This window comes from Collinsella vaginalis, from assembly GCF_900176655.1.
Taxonomy (GTDB): Bacteria; Actinomycetota; Coriobacteriia; order Coriobacteriales; family Coriobacteriaceae; genus Collinsella; species Collinsella vaginalis.
The window spans coordinates 94,390-119,687 of the sequence record NZ_LT838842.1; the positions used below are offsets into that span (position 1 = coordinate 94,390).

A 25,298-nucleotide genomic window follows, 5' to 3' on the forward strand; every position below is an offset into this window, starting at 1 on the left:
GGTACCTCTTCCACCACGGCATGCCGCAAGGCTCTCCTCAGCGGGACATCATACGAACGCCTTCAGACCCGATGTGTTGATGATCTCCTCGTAGAGCCGCTGCGTCTCCTGCTCAGGTTCGCCGGCGCGGTCCTCGCGCAGATAGTACAGGTGGGACGAGTACAGATCAACGACCTCGCGGCGGCGTCCCGTCTTATCGAGGACCTGCATCGAACGGCGCAGGACGTCTTCGCGTCCCGGGCACTGGCCGAGGGCGGCATCCGCGAGCCACGACGCGACGGCCGTGTCCCCCTCCCCCATCGCGGCGTCGATACCCTGGATCAAGCAGTCGATGTACTTCGACTCATAGACCCTCCGCATGCGCGTGAAAAACGCGATCTCCCCAAACCCGGGCGTGTACAGGGGACCGAGGTAGAGCTTCTCCAGCTTCAAGCAAGCATCGATGACCACCTGCGGGGATGTGCCCGCCCGCTGCAGCAGGATGCTCCGCACGAGGAGGTCGAACTCGGCGACGTCCGATGCGATGTACTCGGTGTTGAGACCGATGCCGTCACCTTGCGAGAGGATGTACTGCGGACCTCCTTTCGCCTGGCCGAACGCTGATCGCAGCGCCGAGGTCGCGGTGTAGAGGTTCTGAAGCGCCCGGCGCTGCTCGGTTGAAGGCCACAGCTCGTCTGCCAGGACATGCCTGCCGACGAAGGCGCCGAGCGCAAGGGTGAGGCGCGCGGCCAGGACGCCGGAGCGCTTCCTCCCCCATAACCGCTCTGTCAGATGGTGGCCGTTCTTGCTCACCTGGAATCCGCCGAGCAGCCTGATGCTCACCTGACCGAGGTCTGCCAGGCCCTCAACCACGGTGAGCCGTGCGGGCGATGCCGGGAGCCCTCCCCCTTCCGCACGCTCATGCGCGAATAGGTACTGGGCCGCTATCGCGCTCGGCAGCAGGCGGCGCATAGGGTCGGCACGCTTACCCATGACGCTCAGGGCGAGGCGCGCGAGCGGCCTGAAGCCGGCTTCGAGCAGCACCTCCCGATGCACCGAGTACCAGACCGAGAGATCAGAATCGTAATCCGCCGCGGACAGCATCAGCGCGATGGACCACGCCTCAGCCGGGTCATCCGTCGTCCTCGAAAGATCCAGGACATCAGCCTCCTCGCGGATCATCACGCGGGAGCTGTTGAGCAAGGTGGCGACCTGCTCGAGCAGGCTCGCCCACCCTCTCAGGAAACCCTGGTGCGGCTCAGCGAATTTCAGCACCTGCTGCCCTCTGAACCGCGCGTTCACCAACTGCCCCAACACGGCGCACTGCCAGCCCTCTGCGATCATGTACAGCAGCTGCGTGCTCACATCGGATTCCCGAACCGCCACGGTGACCATGTCGCTGAACGCGCGCTCATCGACCACGGGAAGGCCGGCAAGCAAGCGTTTGAGCGAGGCGGCCGCACGAACGCGGGTCGCAAGCGGTATGAGCCTCCGCTCGGTCAGCATGCTGACCATGTGCTCAAGACTACGATTCTCGATACGGCCGTCTGGCGGATCCTGGCTGAGAGCACCGATGAGCACGGCGTCGATCTCACGAAGGAGCTGCGGGACGTCCACGGAGCCCGTCTGCCCGCCTGAAGACCCTGTCGCCACGATAGGCGCCTCGAGAGACCGGCCGCCTAGCCCCTCCAAGAAGCCACGATAGGTGCGGACGTGTTCCAGCAGCTGCTGCTCAACTTTGCCGTGAGCCTGCCGCAGATAGTCCTCGCCAAGCTGCGGCAGGTCGATACGCGCGCAGGACCCCCATACCTTCCGAAAGGCGAGCGCGATTCCCCAGTCGGCAGCTGGAACCTGTTCCTCGATCTCATGGGCCCGACGGCTGAGCTCCCGGCAGGTCGAACGGGCCATGCGGTACTCACCCACCAAAAGCGATGAGAGGTGAAGGGCGAGCACCGTGCCGACATCGACGCTCGCCGCGCGCTCAGCGCTGATACCGCCTATCACCATGCGAACGAAGTCGGCGCGCCCGGCGCAGGCGAACGCGGCCGGCGAGCCCCCGATGACCTCGAGCGCCTGCTCGAGGTCGAATGCCATCTCCATGAGCGCGATCGCGCGATCGACCCGTCGCGCTTTAATCTCGATGCGCACCGCCTTGAGCAGCATGTCGGGATGGGATTTCGCCAGATCCCGCCGCAGGGCCCTCAGGGCGGGGCCGCTCCCCTTGCCCAAACACGAGAAGGTGCGCTCCTCGGAACCAACCAAGAACACCGGGTACTCGCGCTGCAGCCTGCTGAGCACGCCGCCGTGCACCCGCATGCCGCACCGCTCGAGGTCGGCGAAGGACCCATCGCCGATCAGCAGCAGCAAGGTGATGAGTCTGCTCAGCGCCCCGCGGCTACGGTCCGCCTCCTCAACGACCGCGCGGTACAGCGTGGCCGTGCGTTCATCTAACGGAGCTTCCCCGCCCTCTCCGCGGGACAGCGCCGCAAGGGCAGGCATCAACAGGGGGATCCCGCGAGTGAGCCCGTAGCCATCGATCGCGCCGGATATGGAGAACGCCTTCGCCCATCGAGCATACTCACCCGGCTTCACGAGAAGTGCGGCGCTGCCGGCCTTATGGGAATCCCCCAAGGCATTCACAAGGGCCCGATTGGCAGGGGTGCACGACACCACAGCGATGACCCCGCCTTCGCGAAGATCGCGAAGCTCCGCTACGAAGGCCTTGATTTCCGCACCGGAAAGCGGGGGAACTTCATCCACCAGGAGAAACGGCTCACGGGCGCCGGAAAGCTCCTGCCCGAGGGACTTGAGCTCGCAGATGAGATCAGCCGTCTCCTTGCGGGCCCCGCTGATGAGCCGGACCGTGCCGCGCGTGAGGTCCGCGCGCACCGCATCGGCCACCTGCAACAGCAACGAGGTCTTCCCAAACCCCTCTGGCGCGCAGATGAATGCGATACCGGCCGCAGCGGACTGGCGAATGACATCTCCCACCAGCTCCTCGCGTGCAACGGAAACAGGAGCGCCCTGAAACGGAGGCGGCAGCGCGTTCTCGCTCCCCGCTTCCCGAACAGTTTCCCGACGCTGCGCGCCAGTCCCTTTTGACTGACACCGCGTGTTCGCACCCTTGCCCATCGAGACCTCCTCCGTGTGACGTGTACAGAACGCTACGGCACGCACACGAGATCTGAGGGAAGAAGTTCTCTCCTGAAGGTGGCTTTGTCAGGTCTGAGCCAGATCAATCGCAATCTAAGCGCAAAGGGCAAGATTGGCTTTTCATCACACGGCTGATTCCCCTTTTCGGTCTTCGTGTATGCGCACTGTTGCGCAACACCACTCTACCTGATGCTTTGCCAACCCCTCCTGAGGGAACCGGTGGCAGGACGGTTTTGAGCGATGAATGGGAGCATCTGTGTTGCTAATTATATACGTACTACAAAATAGAAGAAAATGAACGACTATCTGTTAGATATAGCCCAGTTTCTCGGAATCCTGTTGACAACAGATAGCCATATGTGCTGTCCGGAGCAAGCCGATGGCATGCGCACCGGCACCGCTCGATCTGCACCGCCAAGAAAAAACGGTCCGGCAGCTGCTCTGCCAGACCGTATACAAACAATGGTCGGGTTGACTGGATTTGAACCAGCGACCCCCGCGTCCCGAACGCGGTGCTCTACCAAACTGAGCCACAACCCGAAAGCCCGAATATAGTAGCAGAAGACGCCTGGCGATGCTAGCCGACGGCAATATACGGACCGGATTTCTCCATCTTCGCCGCTTGGCCCCACCAGCCCATCTCATCGAGGGCCGCGATCGCGATGCGCTCGGCGTCCATCTGCGTCTCGCAGACGGCGAAGCTCATCGAACCGGAACCGCAGACATCCGCGACGCGGACCCCCGGCTGCTCGCGCAGCCAGGTGAGGACCTCACCCACCTCGGGTGAAACGCGCACCGCGGCCGGTCCCAGGTTGTTCGCGACATGCTCGAAAATAGCCGTCTCATCGTGCTCGCGCATGGCGGTGAGCAGCGGCTCCAGAGGCGATGGTTCCGCAGGGTCCTCATCGAAGGCGCGGTATGCCGCGACGGCGGTGACGCCGCTGCCGTCGGCGCTCGGCTTCACAAGCGCCACCGGCGTGCCTGTGAGCGGGCGGAAGAGCTCCCGTAGGGTGTCTCCCCGCCCGTCTAGATACGCCGGGGGGCCATAGAGGAAGAACGGCACGTCAGCGCCGATGGCGCGGGCAACCTCCTCGATGCGAGGATCGGCGGGGTCGATATCCCAAAGCTGGCAGATGCCGAGGATCACGGCGGCCGCATCGGTGGATGGTCCGCCGAGGCCCGCACGGATGGGAATGTGCTTGTCGATGAGGATCGTGAACGAGGCCTCGCGCTCGAAGGCCTCCCCCATCGCCCGCGCCGCACGATACGCCGTGTTGGACTCCATGGGGAAATCCGCCGGCGGAACCGTATGCACAGCAAGCTCATGGGAAGGGGAGATCGCCACGGTATCCGCAAGGTCGATCGCCGTCATGACGGTATCGACCCGGTGGTAACCGTCCTCCTCGCACCCCGGATGCACGCCGAGGTACAGGTTGATCTTCGCGGGCGCGGTGATCAGGAGGAATTTTCGGGGCATCGGCTTAGTGCTCCTCGAGCTGGTTGCCCAGCGGGGTGAACAGGTGCTCGCCGCTCTCGGGATCAAACAGCTCAACCGTACCCGTGAGAATATCCACGTACTGGTAGGACTGGCGAGATTTGCGACCACGGCGCTCGTCGACCTCGACGATGAACACCGCAGGGTGCACGTTCTTGATGACGCCCATGCGCTCGATCACACGGGTGCGCCCCATGTTGGCCTTCACGCGCACGCGATCGCCGACCATCTCAGCCAAGCGCTCGTGGATGTCTTCAACGTGGTTTACTTCCTGCTCCTCCATAGACAAGCCTCCATACAGGCAGAATACGCCTTACTATAGTTTTGGTAGCTAATCAGTATAACAGGGCTGTATATGGATGTGGTCAACTGCACGTCAAGATCATAGGGGCCGGTTGCCGCTGAATGCACGGGGGTTCATGTCTACGGCCTCCTGCATCATCTGCTCGTCGACGGTTGCCGCTGAATGCGCGGGGCGCCTCTCAGAGACAGGACCGCGCGCGTACCTGCCGCTCAAAGCTCGGCGGTATCGAGCAAGACCGTGAACGGGCCATCGTTCACAAGGCTCACCTGCATATTCGCTCCGAAACGCCCTGTCTCAACCGTCCCCAGGTCCGCCCGCACCAGTGAGACGAAGTGCTCGTACAAACGCTCGGCCTCAGCAGGCGGAGCGGCTGCGGTGAAGGAGGGGCGGCGACCACGCCGGCAGTCCGCATACAGCGTGAACTGCGACACCACGAGGACCTCCCCCGCCGCCTCCGCCAGGGAGCGGTTGGTCTTCCCCTCATCATCCTCGTTGATGCGCAGGTCTCGGAGCTTTGACCAGAGCTTGTCCGCTGCGGCCTCGGTGTCCCCGGCGCCCACGCCGAGCAGAACCAGGTAGCCGCGGCCGATGGAGCCGACCGTCTCTCCTGCGATCTCAACAGATGCGCTTCTCACACGCTGGACGTGGGCCCTCATGCCGTCGGTCCCACCGCGCCACCTGGCGCGAGCCTGGCCGCAAGGTCTGTGAGCGCGTGGAAACGATGGCTGATGGCGTTCTTCTCCGCAGGCTCCAGCTCGGCCATCGTCCGTCCCGGTGTCTCATCCGGCAGGAACAGGGGATCATAGCCGAAACCGTTCTCGCCCTGCGGCACATAGCCGATCCTTCCCTCGCATGAGCCCGTTCCCGTGAGCACCATGCCATCGGAGCTGATGAGGGCGATCACGCTCATGAAGCGCGCGGTCCGCTCGGAATCAGCGACATCCGCCAGGTTCCACAGGAGCTTCTCGTTGTTCGCGGCGTCATCGCCGTGGACGCCGGCATAGCGCGCCGAGTACACACCGGGCGCTCCGTCAAGGGCGTCCACCACAAGACCGGAGTCGTCGGCGATAGCCGTGAGGCCCGTCTCGGCAACAGCCGACTCAGCCTTGATCAGCGCGTTCTCGAGGAAGGTCTCCCCCGTCTCCTCCGGATCGGGAAAGTCCCCGAGCTGCCCTAAGGCGACGAAGCGCACATCCGGGAGGACCTGCGCGAGGATGGATTCGATCTCAACAAGCTTATGGGCGTTGCCGGTGGCGACCACGACCGTGCGGGCCGGGTCGAGGGTGCTCATGTCAACAGCCTCCACAGCTGACTCCTTCTTAGGTGGCCCATTGCGCGGGCGGTCGGGTGCGATCGGCGCATCCTGATACTGTTACTCCTGGAAAGCGGTGACCTCGTTCTGCAGGGCGATGAGCTTCCTGATCCCCGCATCGCCGAGGTCGAGCAGGGTGCCCAGACGGGCGCGGTCGAAGGTGATGCGCTCGCCGGTGCCTTGGAGCTCAACCATCTCGCCGGTATCGGTCGCGACGACGTTCATATCCACCTCAGCGCGCGAGTCCTCGGCGTAGTCGAGGTCGAGCAGGCACGCGCCGTCGACCACACCCACGGAGACGGCGGCGACCTGGCCGATGAGCGGGAGGCGCGCGATCTTGCCCGCCTCGACCCAGGCCATGAGGGCGTCGTGGAGGGCCACCCAGGCACCGGTCACACTCGCCGTGCGCGTGCCGCCATCGGCCTGGAGCACATCGCAGTCGACTGTGACCGTGTGCTCGCCGAGGGCCTTGAGGTTCACCACCGCGCGCAGGCTTCGCCCGATCAACCGCTCGATCTCCATGGACCGTCCCTTGCGCGATCCCGTCTCACGGCGGGTGCGGCGGTTCGTCGATGCGGGCAGCATGGCGTACTCGGCCGTGACCCATCCGGCATGGCTCGCACGGCGCCAAGCCGGCAAGCCCTCCTCAACTGTGGCGGCGCAGAGCACGCGCGTGTCGCCGAACTCCACGAGGCACGAACCGAGCGCGTGCTTCATGACGTCGCGGGTGAGCGTGACCTTCCTCATCTCGTCAACCGCGCGACCGTCCGCGCGGGGCACCTCGATCCTCTCCATGCATCTTCCTTCCTATGTGCGGCCGGAACGCCGGCCGGCTGATGATCTCGTTGCACTCGGGCCTTCTGGCGCAAGCCCGCCGGCACTGTGCCGCTCTGGCCGCGAACTCACCGGAGCTCCTCAAGCTCGGTGATACCCACCTGCTCGACACTCTTCAACGGCTTGCCGAAGATGAAGCTCCCCGCTGCGGCGAAAGCGGCGATGTTGTCTGCCGTGGTGGCGAACCGGTGCTCCGGCGCGGCGTCCGCCGGCGCGAGCTGATCACGGCGGGCGAGGATATCCTCGAGCTCGACGGTGGTCTCCTCCGCCGAGCTCACCACGCGCACCCCCGGGCCAAGGGCCCGACCGATGGGACCGGCGAGCAGCGGGAAATGCGTGCAGCCAAGCACGACGGTGTCCACCCCCGCCTCGCGAAGCGGAGCGACGGTGCGTGCCACCTCATCGTGCACGGAGGGGACATCGAAAATGTCGCGGCCCTCGAGCCACCGCTCCTGCACATGGGCGCCGGTCGCGAGCTCGCGCTCGACGATGTCGACGAAACTCGAGGCGGCGCAGCTCGAGACCGTGACGCCTGCATCGCGCTCCTGAATAGCGCAGGCGTATGCCCCGCTCGCAACCGTGAGCTCGGTCGCGAGGACTCCCACGCGGCGCGTCCGCGTGCTGTTGATGGCCGCCCGCGCGCCCGGCGCGATGACGCCGATGACCGGTACGGGCAGCAGGCGCTGGAGCGTGCTCAAGGCCGCGGCTGTGGCCGTGTTGCAGGCGATGACGATGATCTTCACGTCGCGGGTCTCGAGCCACCGAGCAGCCTCGAGGGCGAAGGTGCGAACCTCGTCCGCAGAGCGGATGCCGTATGGGCAACGCGCGGTGTCACCGAAGTAGCGGATGGACTCCCGTGGCAGGCCCGTCGCGATGGACCGTGCCACCGTGAGGCCGCCGAGGCCCGAATCGAAGACGCCGATGGGCCGGGAATCACCGGCTGCGGCTGTGTTCATGCTCGCTCCTTTCCAGACAGGGGGCGGAGGCGCGATACGGCCACGTAACCGCATATCGCCCCGGCCGGCCCTACGCCTGGGCCTCGAGGATGGTCCGCATCGCGCTCACCCAACCGTCGACGATGCGGCCGCGGGTCACGTAGGCGTTCTTGCGCTCCGCCATGAACTCCGCGGCGCCAGGATTCTTGAGGCCATTTTCCACCAGGAGGAACGTCCCCACAGCATCTGCCATGGCGAAATCGGAGCGGGCATCTCCCAGGGCGACGGCCGTCTCGGGATCGATGCCGCGCAGCTCGCAGAAGCGTTCTATGCCGCGACCCTTGGTGAGGCCCGCGGGAGAGATATTGAAGGCGCGCCCGCGGACGCCTGCGGGCAGCCGGAGCGTGGTGGGGGCCGAGATGTAGTTCAGAAAACCGTTGTCCCCCCAATCGAGGCCGACCCCGGCCTCGGCTAGAACGGCCTCAGCCTCCTCATCGGGGATCTCGCCGCGCAGCCCGACGGTGACCTCGCGGTGCTTGTAGCCGTTTGACATGTCGTTGTGGTATTCGAGCAGGCCGGGCCAGCGAGTGGCGAAGACCTCGCAGATCCCGGTTCGCTCGATGACCTCGTGCGGGGAAAGCCCGCACGAAGGGTCGTACGCCATGTCGGCGGTGAAATAGCGCCAGTCGTTCTTCTTATGGTCGATCATGAGGAGGCCGCCCATCTCCCCGATGTAGGCGTTGAGCCCAAGGATGCGGACGTCCTCGTGGAGCATCGACCGGTTACGGCCTGAACAGGGGATGACCTCGATCCCAGCGCGCTTGAGATCGACGAGCACCTGGACGAGCGCGAGGCTCGGTTGGCCATCGGCATCGGCGAGAGCGGTCGAGCCGGGTGCGAGCATGGTGCCGTCCATATCGGTGAAGACATAGCGGACTTTTGACAGGCGCGCACGGAGCTCACCGTCGGCGCGCTCTGGCAAGACGGAATACGGCATGGATCCTCCTTTTGGGTTCGGCCCACCATCATACCCGGATTGCACGGGACACGCGCTTTATAGACGGTCGATCCATCCGGGCAGCGAAACAACCGACTGAACAGGAGGTGCCTTCGACTTGCACGGGTTGGGCAATCTAAGTGATGGCCCTCGGAGGCGGAAGGCGGAATGGAATGGTTATGACACCACCAGCTTGAACTACCAAAGACTACCAAAGGTAGTCGCATCGGTTCGGTTTGGACCACTATAGACAGGTCATTGGTTTGGGCTATTGCCGGTGGCGCTGCGCTTGCGTATGCCACCGGCATCGGGTTCCTAGAACAAATAGTCATATCTAATTGAATGGTTTATTATTCAAATTTATAAGTTTTTAATTCATAATATTTTGTTCTATAATTCTCGATTTTTACAGGCACGAGTTTAGTAGTAGAAAATGTCAGATCTGCGTCATCCCAGAGACCGGGGCGGGGAAAGTTTGGCTTCCAGTCACTGAACCGCGCGTCGCAAAGAAATAACTATAAGCATATGTCTCTCATTTTGATCTTCCTTCTAGGGCCAGACACGCGAATGTACGCCATCTCAGCCGAACCATGCCTTGCATAGACTCAGATCTGACATTTTCTACTAGACGACCCTCCCGCAGCTTCGAATCCAGCTTGATTCGGTGCTTCTTCAGGCATCCACACGTATAGGTGATTGCAGATACCTCTGTGCATCTGAGGACATACCAACGCGAGGGCAATCTGTGTGACGCCCCCTGCATCTAGGATATGGACCCGGCACCAGCAAGCAGGCTGCGCCCGCGCCGTGCCGGCCCATCCGGCCCTCGATGTGGTGCCTGCCCGAGCCCGTACAACGCGTTGTGACAAGCCCGGAGAAAACGTAGCGATGAAACTGGGGTCAAGGGGGGCGAGGCCCCACCGCCAACCGTATGGCCATCCACCTGCTCATCCGGTTCAGGTATACTGTCGGGGCCCGGGCGATTGGCGCAACGGTTAGCGCAGGTGCTTTACACGCACAAGGCTGGGGGTTCGAATCCCTCATCGCCCACCCTCTGAAGAACACGGCCCCCACACGGGGGCCTTTCTCATGCCTTCGCACCAATATCCGGCGCAACAGCCACTCGGCCCACGTGCGCGGGCCATCCCGGTCACCAGGTCGTGCAGACCGACGCAGGCCGCCGACGCAGGCCAATGCCCCCTGCCTCCACGCGCGCGGGCCGTCCCGTCATGGATCGCCGATGGCGGGAATCGGATGATGCCGCATCTTGAAATCGCACGCGGTATCCTTGAAGGATCGCAACCGCTTCCCCTGAAGGAGGGCCTATGCCCGCAGCCACGCAGATCCCCCGAAGCCTCGCCTCATATGTGCGGCTGCTGGATACTGAAGGCATCCTTGCGGACATCTCGCTCCCCGCACACCCAGAAAGCGGAATCTGCGGCGCGGCGGGAAAAGACGGCGCCGTCGGCGACACCATAGGCAACGGACGCGGTGCATCCCCCTCGGATACCGCTCATGCCGGCGCCCCCGATGCGCACGAGAGCGACAAGGCACGCCGCGCCAACGTGGAGGGGCTTCAAGACCTGCTCATCGACTTCGCTACCGACGACTCGCGCGAGGTGTGTCCGCACACCCTCTTCGTGTGCAAGGGGGCGACCTTCAAACGCGCCTACCTGCTCTCCGCCATCGAGGCCGGGGCGGTGGCCTACGTGTCTGAGGTTGACTACCACGTCGGCATCCCTCTCGTGCGCGTCACCGATATCCGCATCACCCTGGGCCTCCTCGCCGACGCCGCCTACGACCATCCCTCCGGCGACCTCTCGGTCTGCGCATTCACCGGAACCAAGGGTAAGACCACCTGCGCCTACTACCTGAAGCACCTCCTGGACGCCCGGGCACGCCGCATCCACGCGACGCCCGCCGGCCTCTTCTCAACCGTTGACTACTTCGATGGCGTGGGCTCGGGGTCGTCCTCGCTCACCACACCCGAATCGTTCCAGCTCGAGCGCCAGCTCGCGAATGCCCGCACGGCCGGCCTCGATTACGTGGTCATGGAAGCCTCGAGCCAGGCCCTCAAATACGAACGCACCCGTGGTGTCGATTTCGCCGTAGGAGCCTTCATCAACATCGGCGAGGACCACATCTCCCCCATTGAGCACCCTGACTTCGAGGACTATTTCACAAGCAAGCTCAAGCTCTTCAAACAGGCACGCACGGCCGTGGTGAACCTCGATATGGACCATGTCGACCGCGTGCTCGGCGCTGCCCGCGCCTGCCCCGATCTGATCACCTACGCGCTCAAAGATCCCCGCGCCGACGTCTTCGCCGAAGCGCTCTCCGCAACGGAGCGGGGAATCGTGGCGCGCGTCCGCACCCCGTCGTTCACCCGCGAGATCGAGATTGCCACACCCGTTGCCTTCAACGTCTCAAACGCCCTCGCGGTGATCGCTTGTGCCCTCGCGCTGGGCGTCGAGGAGGAGGACATCGTTCATGGCTTCCAGGATGTCCGCGTACCCGGCCGCATGGAGCTCTACCCCATCGCCTCAGGGCGCATCCTCGGTGTGGTCGATTACGCGCATAACGGCATGAGCCTCGAGACCCTCCTCACCGACCTGCACAAGACCTTCCCCGATCGCGAGCTCGCCGTGGTCTTCGGAGCGACGGGCGGCAAGGGCGTAGATCGACGCGAGACCATGGGCGAAGCCGCCGGCCGGTTGGCCGACCGCATCGTGATCACCGAGGACGACCCTGGCCCAGAGGACCCCGCTGCCATCGCAGACGCCATCGCCGCTGCCGTGCACCGCCAAGGGAAGGTGCCCTGCCAGATTATCCTTGACCGCGTCGAGGCCATCCGCACCTGCGTGCGCGAGACGGCCCGACCGGCCCTCGTGATCGTGACCGGCAAGGGCAGCGATCCCTATATGCTCAGGAACGGCGTGCACGAGCCCTATGTTCCCGACGGCATCACGCTCGCGCAGGCGCTTGAGGAGTTCGAGGCCTAGCCGGAACCGACCAACGGCGCTGAACTGCCACCGGGATCCAGCCGGCCGCCGACGTTCGATACCGCTCGGTCTTCAATACAGCGTCGGTCAACGCACGGTCACACGTCGCTGGGCCCGATACGCCCTCAAACGGTTAACGACGTGCGGCATGCTCCACGTAGCCGGCCGTGAGGTCGCACGTCCAGATCGTCGTCTCGGCCTCTCCGGCCCCGAGGTCGATCGAGATCACGATCTCCCCCGCCTCGAAACGACGCGCCGCCTCATCGGCATCGATGGCGAGCGCCACGCCCGCGCGGCAGGCGGGAATCCCCATGAGGTCGACGTCCACATCCTCCTGCTCGAATGTGGCCCCGCTGCGCCCAAGCGCTGCCAACACGGGCCCCACAGCGCAGACGCGCCCGGCGATCTGTGCCTTCACCAGCGGCGAGGTGGCGACCGCGCGGGCCGTGGCGTCGGCGTCGTCGGCGTTCACCGCGCCGGACACCCGGACGGTCACAAGCTTGGACGCCCCCGTGCCGTCGGCTGCGATCTGGCGGGCCAGGGTCTCGCAAACCTGGAGCGCGACATAGGAGAGCTCCTCGAAGGCCTCCGTGCCCGGCTCGATCGTCGGCGCGTCCGCTCCGGCCGCGCCGCTCGACAGCATGATGCAGGTGTCGTTCGTGGAGCTATCGGAGTCCACCGTCACCTTGTTGAACGTCCGCGCGACGCACTCCTTCAGGATCCGCTGCAGGGAGGACTGCGAGACCGGGGCATCCGTGGTGATGACGGCGATCAGAGTCGCCATATTCGGCATGACCATGCCCGAGCCCTTGCACATGCCACCAACCGTGAAGGTGCGGTCCGCATAGGCGAGGACCTTGCTCGCGTAGCTGATCGCGCACTCCTTGGGGTGCGTGTCCGTGGTCATGATGGCCCGCGCGGCGTCCGCTCCGCCCTGAGGGCCGGCTGCGTCGATGACCTCGGGCAGCATCGTGTCGAACGGCTCGATGCCAAGCGGAACGCCGATGGGGCCGGTTGAGGCCACGAGCACCTGACTGGGATCGCAGCCGAGGATCTGCGCGGCGATCTCACAGGTCTCGCGGGCGCAGGCAAGGCCCGCCTCCCCCGTGGCGGCGTTCGCGTTACCGGCGTTCAGGACCACGGCCTGCACCAGACCCGCTCCCCCGCCATGTGCAAGGTTGGCGCGGCTCACGCGCACCGGTGCGGCGGCGAAGGAGCTCGTGGTGAAGACCGCCGAGGCGGGCACCGGCTCCTCGGTCAGGAGCACCGCGAGATCGGGCGCGGACGATCCCGCGCGGATCCCCGCCGCCACCGCACCGACCCGGAACCCCGCCGGCGAGGTGACGCCGCCATCGGTGACGGGCCTGAGCGCGTTGTCGAACTGTTCAAGATCCATATGTCGGAACTCCTTCATCGGTGCGGGCCGGTTGGCTCTCATCTTCCAGTGTAGCGAGACGCGCGCACAGAAATATGTAGACGAAAAAACTCACGCACGAACACCCCTCAGCCGAGGGAGGCCGCTTGCGCGGCGACCGGGCTTGCCACGAGGCCATCAGCGCTGATCAGGTGCGCTGCGGTAAGAAAGCGCCCCGGCTGCAAGCAGTCGGGGCGCAAGGAGGGCATCGACACCCAATCAGGGGAGGTTCCTCTTTGGAGGGTTCCTTAGAAGTCCACGTCCTGATCGTTGTAGACGCACTCGAGGAGCTGCTCCATCTCCTCCTGCGTGGGCGTGCGCGGGTTGCTGAGCGTGCAGGCGTCCGCGATGGCGAGTTCGGCGATCTCGGCCTTCTTCGACACGAACTCCTCGTAGTCGATGACGGACGTCTCGGCCTTGACGCCGCTGGCGCCGTAATTCTTGATGCCCTGCGGGATGTTCAGGGCGTCGTTCAGCTCGCGGATCTTCTGCACGAGGGCGGCCACGAGCTCATCCTCGGTCTCACCGGCAAGGTGCAGGACCTCGCGGGCGATGTAGGCGTAGCGGGTGCGGGCGCGGTCGTCCTTGGCATTGAACTGGATGACCTTGCCGAGGTACATGGCGTTCGCGCAGCCATGGATGATGTGGTCGCCCGAGAAGGCGGCGCCGGTCTTGTGCGCCATGGAGTGCACGATGCCGAGCAGGCCCGAGGAGAAGGCGATACCGGCGATGCACTGGGCCTCGTGCATGTGGGCACGGGCCTCATGGTCGCCCTGATAGGACTTCGGCAGCCACTCGACGATCTCACGGATGGCATGGAGCGCGTTGGCATCGGTGAACATCGAGGCGGCGGTGGAGACGTAGGCCTCGATGGCGTGGGTCAGGGCGTCCATGCCGGTGTGGGCGCAGAGCTTCTGCGGCATGGTGTAGGTGAGCTCGGGGTCGACGATGGCGACGTCGGGCGTGATGTTGAAGTCGGCCAGCGGGTACTTGATGCCGCGCTCGTAGTCGGTGATCACGGAGAAGGCCGTGACCTCGGTGGCCGTGCCGGAGGTGGAGGCGACGGCACAGAACTTCGCCTTCTGGCGCAGCTCAGGGAAGCTGAACGGGACGACGGCCTGCTCGAAGGTCTCCTCCGGGTACTCGTAGAAGAGCCACATGGCCTTGGCCGCATCGATGGGCGAACCGCCGCCGAGGCCGATGATCCAGTCGGGCTGGAAGGCCTCCATGGCCTTGGCGCCCTTCATGACCGTCTCGACTGAAGGGTCGGACTCGACGCCCTCGAAGATCTCGACCGCGAAACCGGCCTCCTTGAGATCGGCCTCAATGTCCTGCAGGAACCCGCCGCGGCGCATGGAGCCGCCGCCGGTGACGATCATGGCGCGCTCGCCCTTGAGCTTCTTGACCTCGTGACGCGCCCCCTCGCCGAAATACAGGTCGCGCGGGTTGGTGAACTGTCCCATATGGATCCCCTCCACTCCAGGGGCGAAACCCCTGAGAAACGGGGCACCGATGCGGCCCCGTAATGACCAAATGCGGTGCGGCGGAAACGGCTCCGCCCCCACGATGTGTGTAGAAATTGTATCACCATAGTTGTTTAGGGGCGCTACAAATAGCTACTCCGTGGGCATATTTGCCTGCAAAGTACGGTTAGGTGCCCACACTTTTGCCGGATAGGCGTATGCCCGGATCCGAGCTGGGCCATCGGCCCATCGACTCCCGGTGTTGTTTCATACGATGCGCGGCCCTCGTCCTTGGCTGCGAAGCCTAGCAACCGATGGCCAGCTGCTAGTATCTTGGGTCATCGGCACACAAGGGCCCCAGGGAGCGGAGGCGAGATGAAGATCGGAGACCGGGTGCTCATCGTGGTGGTCAGCGTGGTCCTCGCAGGCGCTGCCCTGTGGTTCGCCCTAGGCGGCAACACGGCCGCGAGCCCCTCTCCGCTCGTTGTGGTCACCCAATCGAAAAGCGGGTTCTACCAGGTGAACCAGATCACGGATGATATTGAGTTCACGGTCGAGACCCCCGGCACCGGCGAGGGTGCGGACGCCGATCATGGCGAGAACGTGGTGCGCATTCATGACGGCCACGTTGAGGTCGTCGAGGCGGACTGCGAGAACCAGCTCTGCGTGCAGCATGCGCCCATCAGTAAGGCCGGCGAGCAGATCGTTTGCCTGCCGCACGGCGTGGTCGTGCAGGTCGCCGAACGCGCCGATGACATCGCGCGCCTGAGCTGAGCATTCATCGGAAAGTCGCGGCCCTGCGGCGCGGTGCGCGTCCGCATGACGGGGTATAGTAAACGAACTTAACCGGCGGGGATGTCGACTCCGCCGTCGCGACGGAAGGGAGGCGTCGTGGCCTTCGACCCCATCCAGGAGGACTGCCTGCGCCTCGTACTCGAGAACATGCGCCGTGAGCGCGTGCTGCCTCTTGAGAACCCCTTCTACATCGAGCGCGCGATGACGGTCTTCCAAGAGGACACGGCCCGGCTCATACGCACGGATCGGGACCGTTCCTTCCACCTCACCGCCCGTGCCGCCGAGGTCATCGACTACCGGGCTCCATTCGCCGCCACCGAGGAGGAGATCACCCATCAGGAGGACCTCGCCCAAGGCTACCTCGCTGAGGCCGTGAACCTCGACAGCTCCAACTGGGATGCCCGGCGTATGCTCGCTGAGCTCGAATCAGAGTCGAACGACGACTTCCTCGCCTTCCTCATCGAGCACCGCCCCGAGGTCGAACGGGACCTCAAGACACGCATCGAGGGGGCGGACAACCCCTATGATCGCGAGTTCGTCCGCGATCTCGCACATCGACCCCACCTGCGCTGGCTCGCGACAACGGCCTCTCGCTCGCTCATCGCTGGCAGGTATCGCCAGGCGCTGCGCATAGCCGAGGAGAGTCTCACCGTCGCACCTGACGATCCCGCCGGCGTGCGCCACACCGCCATGCTCACCTTGGCGAAACTCGAGAGCAGCGCGGAGGAGCTCAAGCGGTTCCGTCGGCGCCATGCCCTCGCCTACCGCGTCGAGCGGCCGCGCCGCCGCCATCACCTGGCGGAGCGCGACCTCGATCCTTGGTCCCTCATCGCTCAGATGAGCACCGGTTGGCGGTCCTTCGACCTCGACACCGCCAACCGCGCCCTCGCCACCCTGCTCAAACGCGGGAGCCATGCGGCCGAGGCCCTCTACCACCAGGCGGAGTTTCCCGAGGGCATATTCTCCCGCGTGAGCGTCGAACCCGGCAGCGAGGATGAGCTGATCCTCGCGCTCTCCGAGGCCACCCCGCTGCTCCAGGAGGGACTGGGTGCCCCCGAGGGAGCCTCGTTCTCCACGTGGGTGGCCGAGAACGAGCTGGTGCAGCGCGGCCTTGATTCATCTGGCGGCCGCGCCCTCGAGCGCCTGGGCACCCGCGGGCGCGAAGGGGGCAACTGATGGAGCCAGCCTCCTATATCCCGCGCTACCTCGAGTGCGAGTACCTCCGCACCCATCCTGATCTCACGCCGGCAGCTCAGCGCTTGGTGCGCGAGGAGATCACCGCGCATCCGGAGCGCTTCGCCACCGGCGAGCACGCCCGCTCGCTGGTCGCCTACGCCCGCGTCCACAACCGACTCCTTCGGGAGCTCGCCCGCATGGACAACCTCCCCGATGAAGAGTTCGAGCAACGCAGAAACGCCTTGTTCGATAGCGCCCGCGCCGAGCTCCGCGGCATCGGCGAGGCTGATCGCCTCTGCGTGGACGCCCGCCTGACCGACATCATGCTCGCCGATGTCCCCCTCGACGCCCTGATCAACGACCTGCTGTCGCTTGAGCGCAGTGTGGCCGAGTACCTGACCGGCGGGGTCCTGGGCTTCTCGGCCGACGCGCCGCATTTCTGGGACGAGACCGCCCTGCAAGACGACGGGGTCGACGCGGCCGAGCGCACATCGTCGGAACCCGAGGTCATCGGCTGGCTGCACACCCTTGAGGCGATCGCCGAGCTCTGCCTCGCAAGCGCGCGGTACCGTGCGGCGGCGCAGTACGCGCGCCGCGTCATGCAAGCGCGCGGGTACCCCAACAACGCCCGCGGGACGTTGCTCCTAGCCCTTGCCCGTTTGGAGCTCGAAGACGAATTCTTCGCCCTCGTCGAATCAGAGGGGGAGGAGGACGAGCATGGCTGGGGGCCCATTGCAGGCTCCCCCTGGTACCTGCTGAGCCGTGTGATCCTCCTGTACAAGACGGGTCGCGAGCGCGCCGCCCGCCGCGCCCTCAAGGAGTTCGCGCAGCGGTGCGACGGCGGTGCCTTCTTCCTGCTGAATCCCGTCTACCTGACCCCGTACCTCCCCGTGCGCCCGCCCACGGAGCACGCCTGGGAGCAGTCGCACCAAGCCGTCTGGGAGGCGGACGGCATCATCGCCGACTGCCCCGACTTCGGCACCTGGGCGGCCGATGTCCCCGGCATCGGGGAGATATCCGAGTCGTTCGCTCGCAAGAACGGGTTCTAACCGCAGACCGGGGCGAAGGCGCCGAAACGCGGCGCGGCAGGCGCGGGCGGCGCGTGCTACAGTTGATCGGCCAGCCCTATCGAGAGGTCGCCATGTCGCAGTTTCCCTTGAATTCCATCGTCGCGGTCCACTACACCGGTCGCTTCGACGACGGGTCGATCTTCGACACCACGGAGGGGCGCAAACCGCTCACCTACAGGGAGGACGCCCACGAGGTGGTCCCTGGCTTCGAGGCCGCCGTACGGGGCATGGAACCCGGGGAGCGGCGCCACGTGCAGCTCGCGCCCGAGGAGGCCTACGGCCCCCATCGCCCCGAACTCGTCTACCACATGCCGACGATCGAGATCCCCAACTACGACGACCTCGTGGTCGGCCAGATGATCTACCTCATGAACCACGAGGGGTATCAGCAGCTCGCGCGCGTGCTGCGTGTCGAGGACGACGGTGAGACATATTTCGATTTCAACCACCCCATGGCCGGATGCACCTTGACCTTCGATCTCGAGCTTGTGAGCCGTGAGTACGGGACGGGCACCGGGGCCTGAGGCACGGCGTGACGTGACGGGCTTTGACGCGGTGGCTTGGCGCGGGCATCACCGCGCCGCACACCGCGCTGTGATGCCCTGCGTCCATCGGCGGCGAGAGACCTAGGGAAAGGGGCGTAGCTTTGGATATGAGACGGCCACAGCGGGGTGTGATCTGCCCCGGTTGTCCGCATCGAGCCGCCTACGTGGTGGTGAAGGACGCCGTGGGGCGCGGCCGGGGGCGCGTGACCTGCGGAGACGCCGGCTGCTCGGCTGTCGGCGCCGTCCACCCTGCGGCGAGCGCCTGTGCGGGCGGGCAGGATGTCCTGCTCCCCCGGTACAACCAGCCGATCCCCACAGGCTTTGCGGAGGAGCCGGGAGCGCTGCGCTGCGCCCATTTCGTCAACGCAACCGCTGTCGGCACGGACGGCGGCGCGCCCTCGGCCGGGCAGCTCGCCATGGAGGGCTCAAGCGCCCTGCTCTGCGTCATGGCCTCCGATGCGCGGTTCCTGACGGAGCCGGGAGTCACTGGGCTCGCGCACGAGCTCGAATCCCTCGGGTACGAGCGGACGTCGGTCCTCGACCCCTTCGACACAAGCGCCTCGGGAGAGGCGATCGCCGCCCTGATCGATACGGGTGGGGCGCATGCCGTGACCTTCTCATCCCCCTGCGCGCAGCTCCTGCGCCGCAGGCCGGGGCTCGGTGGGCCTGCCGAGGTGGACCGTCTCTCATGCGTGGGCTGCCAACGCTGCGTGCAGATCACCGGCTGCCCAGCCCTCAGCTTCGCCCCACCGTCAGCCCAGATCGACCCTGTGTCCTGCACCGGTTGCGACCTCTGCGCCGATTACTGCCGCACGCGCGTGATCTTCTCACCTCGCACCGGTGAATCCCCGGCCGCCCGTCAGCGGAGACGCTTCGAGGCTGCGGGGATCGTCGAGTAAGTGGATCTTGTTACATCCGCGCGGTGGATCCGCCCGGAGCATCCGACCTCCCCGCACCGGCTACCTTTTCGCGGTGACACCCATCCCATCTGCTATACTGCTGCACGCTGTCCCCATCGTCTAGCGGCCTAGGACGTCGCCCTTTCAAGGCGAAGATCACGGGTTCGAATCCCGTTGGGGGCACCATCGATATCGCGAGCGCGGACCTTGGCTGGTTCGCGCTTTTTCATGCCTCTCGATCCACCTCACCTCGTGCGCCGTGGCACAACTCCGACCTGCCCCAACGCGAGTATCATGGGTTCAAATACTGCGGAGACCGCGGGGCCCATCGAGATGGAGGCGGGCCATATGCATCTGTTACGGGAGTTCTGCGCTGAGAACATGGAGCACCTGCCCGCCGCGATCTCCACCGGCGCCGGGCGCATCGAACTCTGCGACAACCTCGCGGTTGGCGGGACGACGCCAAGCTTCGGAGTCATCCGTGCCGCCGTCGCCCTCGGACGCACCTGCAGCGTTCCCATCATGGCCATGATCCGACCGCGCGGTGGGGATTTCCTCTACACGCCCGCCGAGGGCCAGATCATGTGCGACGACCTCCTGATGGCGCGCCGCCTCGGCGTCCATGGGGTCGTGTTCGGCTGCCTCACCACCACTCCCGATGGGAACCCCATCCTCGACCGGAGCCTGACTGAGCAGCTTGTCGGCATCGCCCGTGAACCGGTCTTCGACGAGCAGGGCCATGCGCTCGCGGATGCGCGCATCACCTTCCACATGGCCTTCGATGCCTTGGACGAGGGTCGCCAGCGGGAGGCGATCGACATCCTCGCCGACCTGGGCGTCGAGCGCGTCCTCACGCACGGCGGGCCCCTAGCCTCCCCTATCGAGGACCATCTCGGCCATCTGCGGGAATTGATCGCATACGCCGACGGGCGCATCCGGATCCTGCCCGGCGGGGGGATCACCTGCCTGAGCGCCCCCGTGATCGCCCGCGCCCTCGGCGTCGACGAAGTCCACGGCACCAAGGTCGTCCTGGCCTCGAGCGATGGGATGATGCGCCCCGAGGAGTCTTCTCAGGTGTTAAACCAGACCCCTGAGCCCGTCGCAGATGACGCTGTGCTCGTGGGGGCGACCGCGTAAAACGCAGCGGGGCGAGCGCCCACCGGCACCCGCCCCGCACAAGCCCATCGCGACGTGTGTTACACGTAGAAGAGGATGTCGTCGTAAGTGGGCACCGGCCAGTAGTCGGCCGCCACGATCTCCTCCATGGCGTCCACGGTCGCCCGCAGGGTCGCCATGGCAGGGGCCACCTCATGGGCGTAGCAGTTCGCCTGCTCCTGGTTGTCCACCGTGGCCTCCGCCTTCTGGTGCACCTCGTCCAGGGCCTCGATGGCCTCGTTGATGTCCGTGATGCCGCGGCAGAGCTGGTTGAGCGTGTTCTGCTCCCACTGCATGGCCTCCTCGGCCCCCGCCGCGCGGATCGTCTCCAAGCCCTTCGCCACCTTCGTGGCGTACGCCGTGATCACCGGGCGGTACGTGCGGCGCGCCTCGCGCACCATTGTCGTGGCCTCGATGTTCATGAGCTTGTTGTACTTGTCAAGTTTGCTGTCGTAGCGGCAGATCACCTCGGAGCGCGTGAGGACGCCCATCTCCTCGAAGAGCTCGATGTTCTTCTCCGCGACCAGGCAGGGCAGGGCGTCGGCCGTCGTGCGGTTGTTCACGAGACCGCGGCGCTCAGCCTCCTCGTACCAGTTGTCGGAGTATCCGTCGCCGGAGAAGAGCACGCGCCGGTGCGCGATGAGCGACTGCTTGCAGTACTCGAGCGCCGCCTCCTGGAAGGACTCAGCGGGCACCTGCTCGAGCGCGTCTGCCATGGACTTCAGCGACTTGGCCACCGCGGTGTCGAGGACCATGTTGGCATCGGAGACATTTGCCTCGGAGCCCACGGCGCGGAACTCGAACTTGTTGCCCGTGAAGGCGAAGGGGCTCGTGCGGTTGCGATCGGTGTTGTCGCGCTCGAGCTTGGGTAGGGTGTCGGCGCCGAGGTCGAGCACGCCGTGTATGGCATGGACCGAGGCCTTGCCGTCCATGATCGTCTGGACGACCTCGGTGAGCTGGTCGCCGAGAAAGATGGAGATGATAGCCGGCGGCGCCTCGTTCGCACCGAGGCGGTGATCGTTGCCGCAGCTCGCGGCCGACATGCGCAGCAGATCCTGGTAGTTGTCGACCGCCTCGATGACGGCGGTCAGGAAGACCACGAACTGCAGGTTCTCAAGCGGGGTCTCACCGGGATCGAGCAGGTTCTCATCCTCGGTGCCGAGCGACCAGTTGTTGTGCTTGCCGGAGCCGTTGACCCCGTCGAAGGGCTTCTCGTGCAGCAGGCAGACGAGGTCGTGCCGGGAGGCGATGAGCTTCATCTTCTCCATGATGAGCAGGTTGTTGTCGACCGCCTCGTTAACCTCGCTGTATACGGGCGCGAGCTCGTGCTGGCAAGGCGCGACCTCGTTGTGCTTCGTCTTCGAGGGGATGCCGAGGGCCCAGAGCTCGTTGTCGAGGTCCTTCATATAGGCGGACACCGTGGGCCGGATGGCGCCGAAGTAGTGCTCCTCGAGCTCCTGCCCCTTGCAGGGGGTCGCGCCGAAGAGGGTGCGGCCGCAGATCACGAGGTCGCGGCGGCGGCGGTAGGCGTCCTTGCGGATCAGGAAGTACTCCTGCTCATCGCCGACGGAGGGGACCACGCGCTTGGGCTTCTTGCCGAAGAGCGCGAGGATGCGCTTGGCTTGGACATCGAGCGTGGTCATCGAGCGCAGCAGCGGGGTCTTCTTGTCGAGGGCCTCGCCGTTGTAGCTGCAGAAGGCCGTGGGGATGCAGAGCACCTCGTCCTTCACGAAAGCCGGGCTCGTGGGATCCCAGATGGTGTAACCACGGGCCTCGAAGGTTGCGCGGAGCCCGCCGTTGGGGAAGCTCGAGGCATCCGGCTCGCCCTTGACCAGGGCCTTGCCGGAGAACTTAGTGATGGCCGTGCCGTCCCCAACCGGGTCGAGGAAGCTGTCGTGCTTCTCGGAGGTGATACCCGACAGCGGTTGGAACCAATGGGCGTAGTGCGTGGCGCCGCGCTGGATCGCCCACTCCTTCATGGCGTACGCGACCGCGTTGGCGACATCGAGATCGAGGGGCTGGCCCTCCTCGATGGTGGCGGCGAGCTTCTTGTACACGTCTTTCGGCAGCCATTTCCTCATCACGGCGTCCGAGAAGACCTCGGTTCCATAGCGATCGGTCAGATCGGCCATCGACAGCTCCCTTTCTCCGCATGCCACCGCAGATGGCGGTGTCCGCAGGGGTGTCCTCATCCCTGTGGATGAGGGTAGGTTACGGGCCCTGTGTTTCCCGACCGTTACCAAAGCGGCTGGGCGCAAAACACCTCACAGAGAGTACCCCAGCTGACGCTTGGGCGCTGAGCGCGCATATCCCCTGCATAAAATCACTCGCCGCCGATATTGCGCGCATGTTTCCGCTGCTCCCAATAGATCTTGGAAACTCACCCTGCTGCCATATAATCGGGCGCACACGACGGAGGGTGGCGCGGCGCGCAGAGGCGAACGGCCCCCGGACAAGGAGGGGCAATGCCACGAGGTGGGGAGCACGCCGAAACGCCGAGGGTCGACCCCGGGCAAGGAGGAGCCATGCGCATCGACGAGGTGTTTGAGCGAGCTGGGGCAGCGCGGAAGCTCCCCGTCTCATTCGAGATCTTCCCGCCCAAGGGCGAGCTCACCCTCGAGCGGGGGCGCGAGGTCGGCTCTGAGCTTGCGGCCTTCGACCCCTCGTTCATCAGCGTCACCTACTCAGCGGGCGGCAGCGGCAACAAGGGCGCCACGACCAAGATCGCCGAGGCCATCACCGCAGAAAGCGGCATCCCCACCGTCGCGCACCTCACCTGCATCTCGCTCTTCCGCGATGAGGCCGCACGCAAGATCGAGAAGCTGCGCGCACATGGAATCGAGAACGTGCTCGCCCTGCGCGGCGACATCCCAGCCGACGACGACCGGTCGAATCCCCATCCCGCCGACTTCCGGTACGCGAAGGATCTGATCCCCCTGCTCGTGGATGCCGGATTCTGCGTGGGAGCGGCCGCCTACCCCGAGGGCCATATTGACTGCGACGACCTCGACCGCTCCGTGCGCCACCTGCGCGAGAAGCAGGATGCGGGCGCGAGTTTCCTCGTGACCCAGCTCTTCTTTGACAACGAGTACTTCTATCGCTTCCGGGAACGAGCCGATCGCGCGGGCATCACCGTGCCGATCAGCGCCGGGGTCATGCCGTTCATGAGCAAGCAGCAGATCAGCCGCATGGTCTTCATGTGCGGCGCCTCGCTCCCCTCTCCGGTGATCAAGCTTCTCGCGCGCTTTGAGGACGACCCAGTGGCCCTGCGACAGGCGGGCATCGACTACGCCTGTCGCCAGCTTGAGGACCTTGCGGAGCACGGGGTGGACGGCCTGCATGTCTACACCATGAACCGCGCGGATGTGGCGAGCGCCTGCATGAGCGCCGTGCGGGTGTAGCACCATGGCGATGATCGTCCCCGAGGGACTTGCCGCGCCGGTACTCTACCGGCCACATGGCGGTGAGCTGCCCCGGCTCGATCGGGCTGAGATGCTCCGCTATCTCGGGTTCTCCGGCCAGGAGATGGAGTCCGAGCTCAAACGGCGCATTGACGCCGTGGCCGATGACGTTGAACGGAACTTCACGCCAGCGGGCGTGCGCAGGGTCTTCGCCGTCGACGCGATAGGGGTCGATGATGAGGGCGCACCCGCCATCAAGCTCGTCGGCACCTCCGTGGTGCTCCAGGGCCTTGACATCTACCGCCATTTGAAGGACGCCCGGCTCTGCGTGCTTATGGCTTGCACGCTCGGGATGGAGAGCGAGCGGCGCCTGCGGGCGGGCACGGCCTCGTCGGTTGAGACGACAGTGCTCGACGCAGCCTGCTCGGCCTATATCGAGGCGGCTGTGGAGGCGATGGACCAAGAGGCCAGGGCCGACGCGGCAACCCTCGGGCTCTCCGCGAACTGGCGCTTCTCCTGTGGATACGGGGACTGCCCGCTTACGGCTCAGCCTCGGATTGTGAGCGCTTTAAATGCGGGGAGGTTGATCGGGCTCACCGTCACACCAACCAATCTGCTGCTGCCGAGCAAGAGCGTGACGGCAATGATCGGGCTGTTCGATGGCCCGGTGCACGACGCGAACACGCGGCCCACTTGCGGCATCTGCAGGCTGCGCGAGGGCTGCTCCTTCCGTGCACGGGGGACCACCTGCTACGGGGGCTGAGACGGAGGCCATCACCGCATGAAAGCGCGAACCCAGCCCCCTGCCCGACCGGGCCTAGTAGAAAATGTCAGATCTGCGTCATTTTGCCAGACACGCGATCCTGCATCTCGGGTTTTGAACATATTCCCATGTGCAATTTATGGGAACATCCATGTGGCCCAGGGCGTTTCGACATCTTTGGCACCCTTCTGAGGTTCCCTCGGCGGTCGGGGCGACGCAGATCTGACATTTTCTACTAGCATCCTCTGGCAAAATGGAGTGTTATTAAAATCTGCTCGTCAGAAGAAACATATATTTAGATATTTATATCGATTTATTTATATTCTCGGCGATAAGTGATACGTGCTGGACGTTGGCGTCGGGTCATACCACCGTTGGCCCGGATGCGGCGCCCAAACCGCGCCCGAAACCGCATCGGTGATCAAGAGCCTGAGCCTCGTCAGCACGGTTACAGCCCTCTGATCGCTCCCCGCACCTGACGCCGCCGCCAGCGCCAGACTGTATGCACGGAAGGACAGGAGAACGTCATCTCGGGGCACTCCCACGGGCGATCTGCATGAAGGTGCAGTCGAAAGGAGGTTTTTGGGCCTATTGGTGCGAACGACA

The 25,298-nt window shown here is 65.1% G+C and carries 20 protein-coding genes and 3 tRNA genes; 11 read left to right on the forward strand and 12 right to left on the reverse strand.

Translation table 11 applies throughout. The features are described from left to right. Nucleotides 1-48: 48 nt before the first annotated feature. The 9 genes from CAP13_RS00380 to CAP13_RS00420 form a co-directional block, all read right to left on the reverse strand. Nucleotides 49-2,970: an AfsR/SARP family transcriptional regulator gene (locus tag CAP13_RS00380; RefSeq protein ID WP_179184862.1), complete on the reverse strand. Its 2,922-nt coding sequence runs from the start codon at nucleotides 2,968-2,970 to the stop codon at nucleotides 49-51. A gap of 625 nt (nucleotides 2,971-3,595) precedes the next feature. After that, nucleotides 3,596-3,672, reverse strand: a tRNA-Pro gene (locus CAP13_RS00385). 37 nt (nucleotides 3,673-3,709) lie between these two features. Beyond that, the gene (gene ispE, locus CAP13_RS00390; protein ID WP_085829710.1) at nucleotides 3,710-4,609 is read right to left on the reverse strand and encodes a 4-(cytidine 5'-diphospho)-2-C-methyl-D-erythritol kinase; all 900 of its coding nucleotides are present in this window, start codon (nucleotides 4,607-4,609) and stop codon (nucleotides 3,710-3,712) included. 4 nt (nucleotides 4,610-4,613) lie between these two features. Beyond that, complete coding sequence (locus CAP13_RS00395; RefSeq protein ID WP_085829711.1) at nucleotides 4,614-4,910, reverse strand: Veg family protein; 297 nt, start codon at nucleotides 4,908-4,910, stop codon at nucleotides 4,614-4,616. A 230-nt stretch (nucleotides 4,911-5,140) separates the two neighbouring features. Further along, the gene (gene dtd / locus CAP13_RS00400) at nucleotides 5,141-5,587 is read right to left on the reverse strand and encodes a D-aminoacyl-tRNA deacylase (RefSeq protein ID WP_085829712.1); all 447 of its coding nucleotides are present in this window, start codon (nucleotides 5,585-5,587) and stop codon (nucleotides 5,141-5,143) included. Further along, the gene (rdgB, locus tag CAP13_RS00405) at nucleotides 5,584-6,222 is read right to left on the reverse strand and encodes an RdgB/HAM1 family non-canonical purine NTP pyrophosphatase (protein ID WP_085829941.1); all 639 of its coding nucleotides are present in this window, start codon (nucleotides 6,220-6,222) and stop codon (nucleotides 5,584-5,586) included. The genes dtd and rdgB overlap by 4 nt, the downstream gene beginning before the upstream one ends. An 81-nt stretch (nucleotides 6,223-6,303) precedes the next feature. Further along, nucleotides 6,304-7,038 carry a ribonuclease PH gene (gene rph / locus CAP13_RS00410; RefSeq protein WP_085829713.1) on the reverse strand — a complete coding sequence of 245 codons (735 nt, stop codon included), beginning with the start codon at nucleotides 7,036-7,038 and terminating at the stop codon, nucleotides 6,304-6,306. A 107-nt stretch (nucleotides 7,039-7,145) separates the two neighbouring features. Beyond that, nucleotides 7,146-8,033, reverse strand: coding sequence for a glutamate racemase (gene murI, locus CAP13_RS00415; RefSeq protein WP_085829714.1), 888 nt, complete (start codon nucleotides 8,031-8,033; stop codon nucleotides 7,146-7,148). Between the two features lie 70 nt (nucleotides 8,034-8,103). Further along, nucleotides 8,104-9,009, reverse strand: coding sequence for an HAD family hydrolase (locus CAP13_RS00420; RefSeq protein WP_085829715.1), 906 nt, complete (start codon nucleotides 9,007-9,009; stop codon nucleotides 8,104-8,106). 977 nt (nucleotides 9,010-9,986) lie between these two features. Between CAP13_RS00420 and CAP13_RS00425 the strand changes: the two genes are divergently transcribed. Both CAP13_RS00425 and CAP13_RS00430 read left to right on the forward strand, forming a co-directional pair. After that, nucleotides 9,987-10,059 (forward strand) — tRNA-Val (locus CAP13_RS00425). A 275-nt stretch (nucleotides 10,060-10,334) separates the two neighbouring features. Next, a complete protein-coding gene (locus tag CAP13_RS00430; protein ID WP_085829716.1) occupies nucleotides 10,335-12,011 on the forward strand; it encodes a Mur ligase family protein in 1,677 nt (558 codons plus the stop codon). Between the two features lie 133 nt (nucleotides 12,012-12,144). Here the strand turns inward: CAP13_RS00430 and argJ are convergent, their stop codons facing one another. Together argJ and CAP13_RS00440 are read right to left on the reverse strand one after the other, a co-directional pair. After that, a complete protein-coding gene (gene argJ / locus CAP13_RS00435) occupies nucleotides 12,145-13,407 on the reverse strand; it encodes a bifunctional glutamate N-acetyltransferase/amino-acid acetyltransferase ArgJ (RefSeq protein ID WP_085829717.1) in 1,263 nt (420 codons plus the stop codon). 266 nt (nucleotides 13,408-13,673) lie between these two features. Further along, nucleotides 13,674-14,888, reverse strand: coding sequence for an iron-containing alcohol dehydrogenase (locus CAP13_RS00440; protein ID WP_085829718.1), 1,215 nt, complete (start codon nucleotides 14,886-14,888; stop codon nucleotides 13,674-13,676). Nucleotides 14,889-15,263: 375 nt separating this feature from the next. Here CAP13_RS00440 and CAP13_RS00445 point away from each other — a divergent pair, with 375 nt between their 5' ends. The 7 genes from CAP13_RS00445 to CAP13_RS00475 all read left to right on the forward strand — a co-directional run bounded on the left by CAP13_RS00445 (nucleotide 15,264) and on the right by CAP13_RS00475 (nucleotide 20,510). Next, nucleotides 15,264-15,662 carry a NusG domain II-containing protein gene (locus CAP13_RS00445; protein WP_085829719.1) on the forward strand — a complete coding sequence of 133 codons (399 nt, stop codon included), beginning with the start codon at nucleotides 15,264-15,266 and terminating at the stop codon, nucleotides 15,660-15,662. Nucleotides 15,663-15,779: 117 nt separating this feature from the next. Then, nucleotides 15,780-16,859: a hypothetical protein gene (locus tag CAP13_RS00450; RefSeq protein ID WP_085829720.1), complete on the forward strand. Its 1,080-nt coding sequence runs from the start codon at nucleotides 15,780-15,782 to the stop codon at nucleotides 16,857-16,859. Beyond that, on the forward strand, nucleotides 16,859-17,908 hold the full coding sequence (locus tag CAP13_RS00455; RefSeq protein ID WP_085829721.1) for a hypothetical protein: 1,050 nt from the start codon (nucleotides 16,859-16,861) through the stop codon (nucleotides 17,906-17,908). Before CAP13_RS00450 ends, CAP13_RS00455 begins: the two co-directional genes overlap by 1 nt. Before the next feature lie 53 nt (nucleotides 17,909-17,961). Next, the gene (locus tag CAP13_RS00460; RefSeq protein WP_245798841.1) at nucleotides 17,962-18,453 is read left to right on the forward strand and encodes an FKBP-type peptidyl-prolyl cis-trans isomerase; all 492 of its coding nucleotides are present in this window, start codon (nucleotides 17,962-17,964) and stop codon (nucleotides 18,451-18,453) included. A gap of 128 nt (nucleotides 18,454-18,581) precedes the next feature. Next, on the forward strand, nucleotides 18,582-19,373 hold the full coding sequence (locus CAP13_RS00465) for an indolepyruvate ferredoxin oxidoreductase subunit alpha (protein ID WP_143764853.1): 792 nt from the start codon (nucleotides 18,582-18,584) through the stop codon (nucleotides 19,371-19,373). A gap of 109 nt (nucleotides 19,374-19,482) precedes the next feature. Beyond that, nucleotides 19,483-19,559 (forward strand) — tRNA-Glu (locus tag CAP13_RS00470). A gap of 108 nt (nucleotides 19,560-19,667) precedes the next feature. Then, nucleotides 19,668-20,510, forward strand: coding sequence for a copper homeostasis protein CutC (locus CAP13_RS00475; RefSeq protein ID WP_342743184.1), 843 nt, complete (start codon nucleotides 19,668-19,670; stop codon nucleotides 20,508-20,510). Between the two features lie 59 nt (nucleotides 20,511-20,569). Here CAP13_RS00475 and CAP13_RS00480 read toward each other — a convergent pair whose 3' ends face one another. Further along, nucleotides 20,570-22,660 carry a glutamine synthetase III family protein gene (locus tag CAP13_RS00480; RefSeq protein WP_085829724.1) on the reverse strand — a complete coding sequence of 697 codons (2,091 nt, stop codon included), beginning with the start codon at nucleotides 22,658-22,660 and terminating at the stop codon, nucleotides 20,570-20,572. Nucleotides 22,661-23,053: 393 nt separating this feature from the next. Between CAP13_RS00480 and CAP13_RS00485 the strand changes: the two genes are divergently transcribed. Together CAP13_RS00485 and CAP13_RS00490 are read left to right on the forward strand one after the other, a co-directional pair. Continuing rightward, the gene (locus tag CAP13_RS00485) at nucleotides 23,054-23,929 is read left to right on the forward strand and encodes a methylenetetrahydrofolate reductase (protein WP_085829725.1); all 876 of its coding nucleotides are present in this window, start codon (nucleotides 23,054-23,056) and stop codon (nucleotides 23,927-23,929) included. A 10-nt stretch (nucleotides 23,930-23,939) separates the two neighbouring features. Next, nucleotides 23,940-24,692, forward strand: coding sequence for a hypothetical protein (locus CAP13_RS00490; RefSeq protein WP_245798842.1), 753 nt, complete (start codon nucleotides 23,940-23,942; stop codon nucleotides 24,690-24,692). The last annotated feature ends 606 nt before the right edge of the window (nucleotides 24,693-25,298 follow it).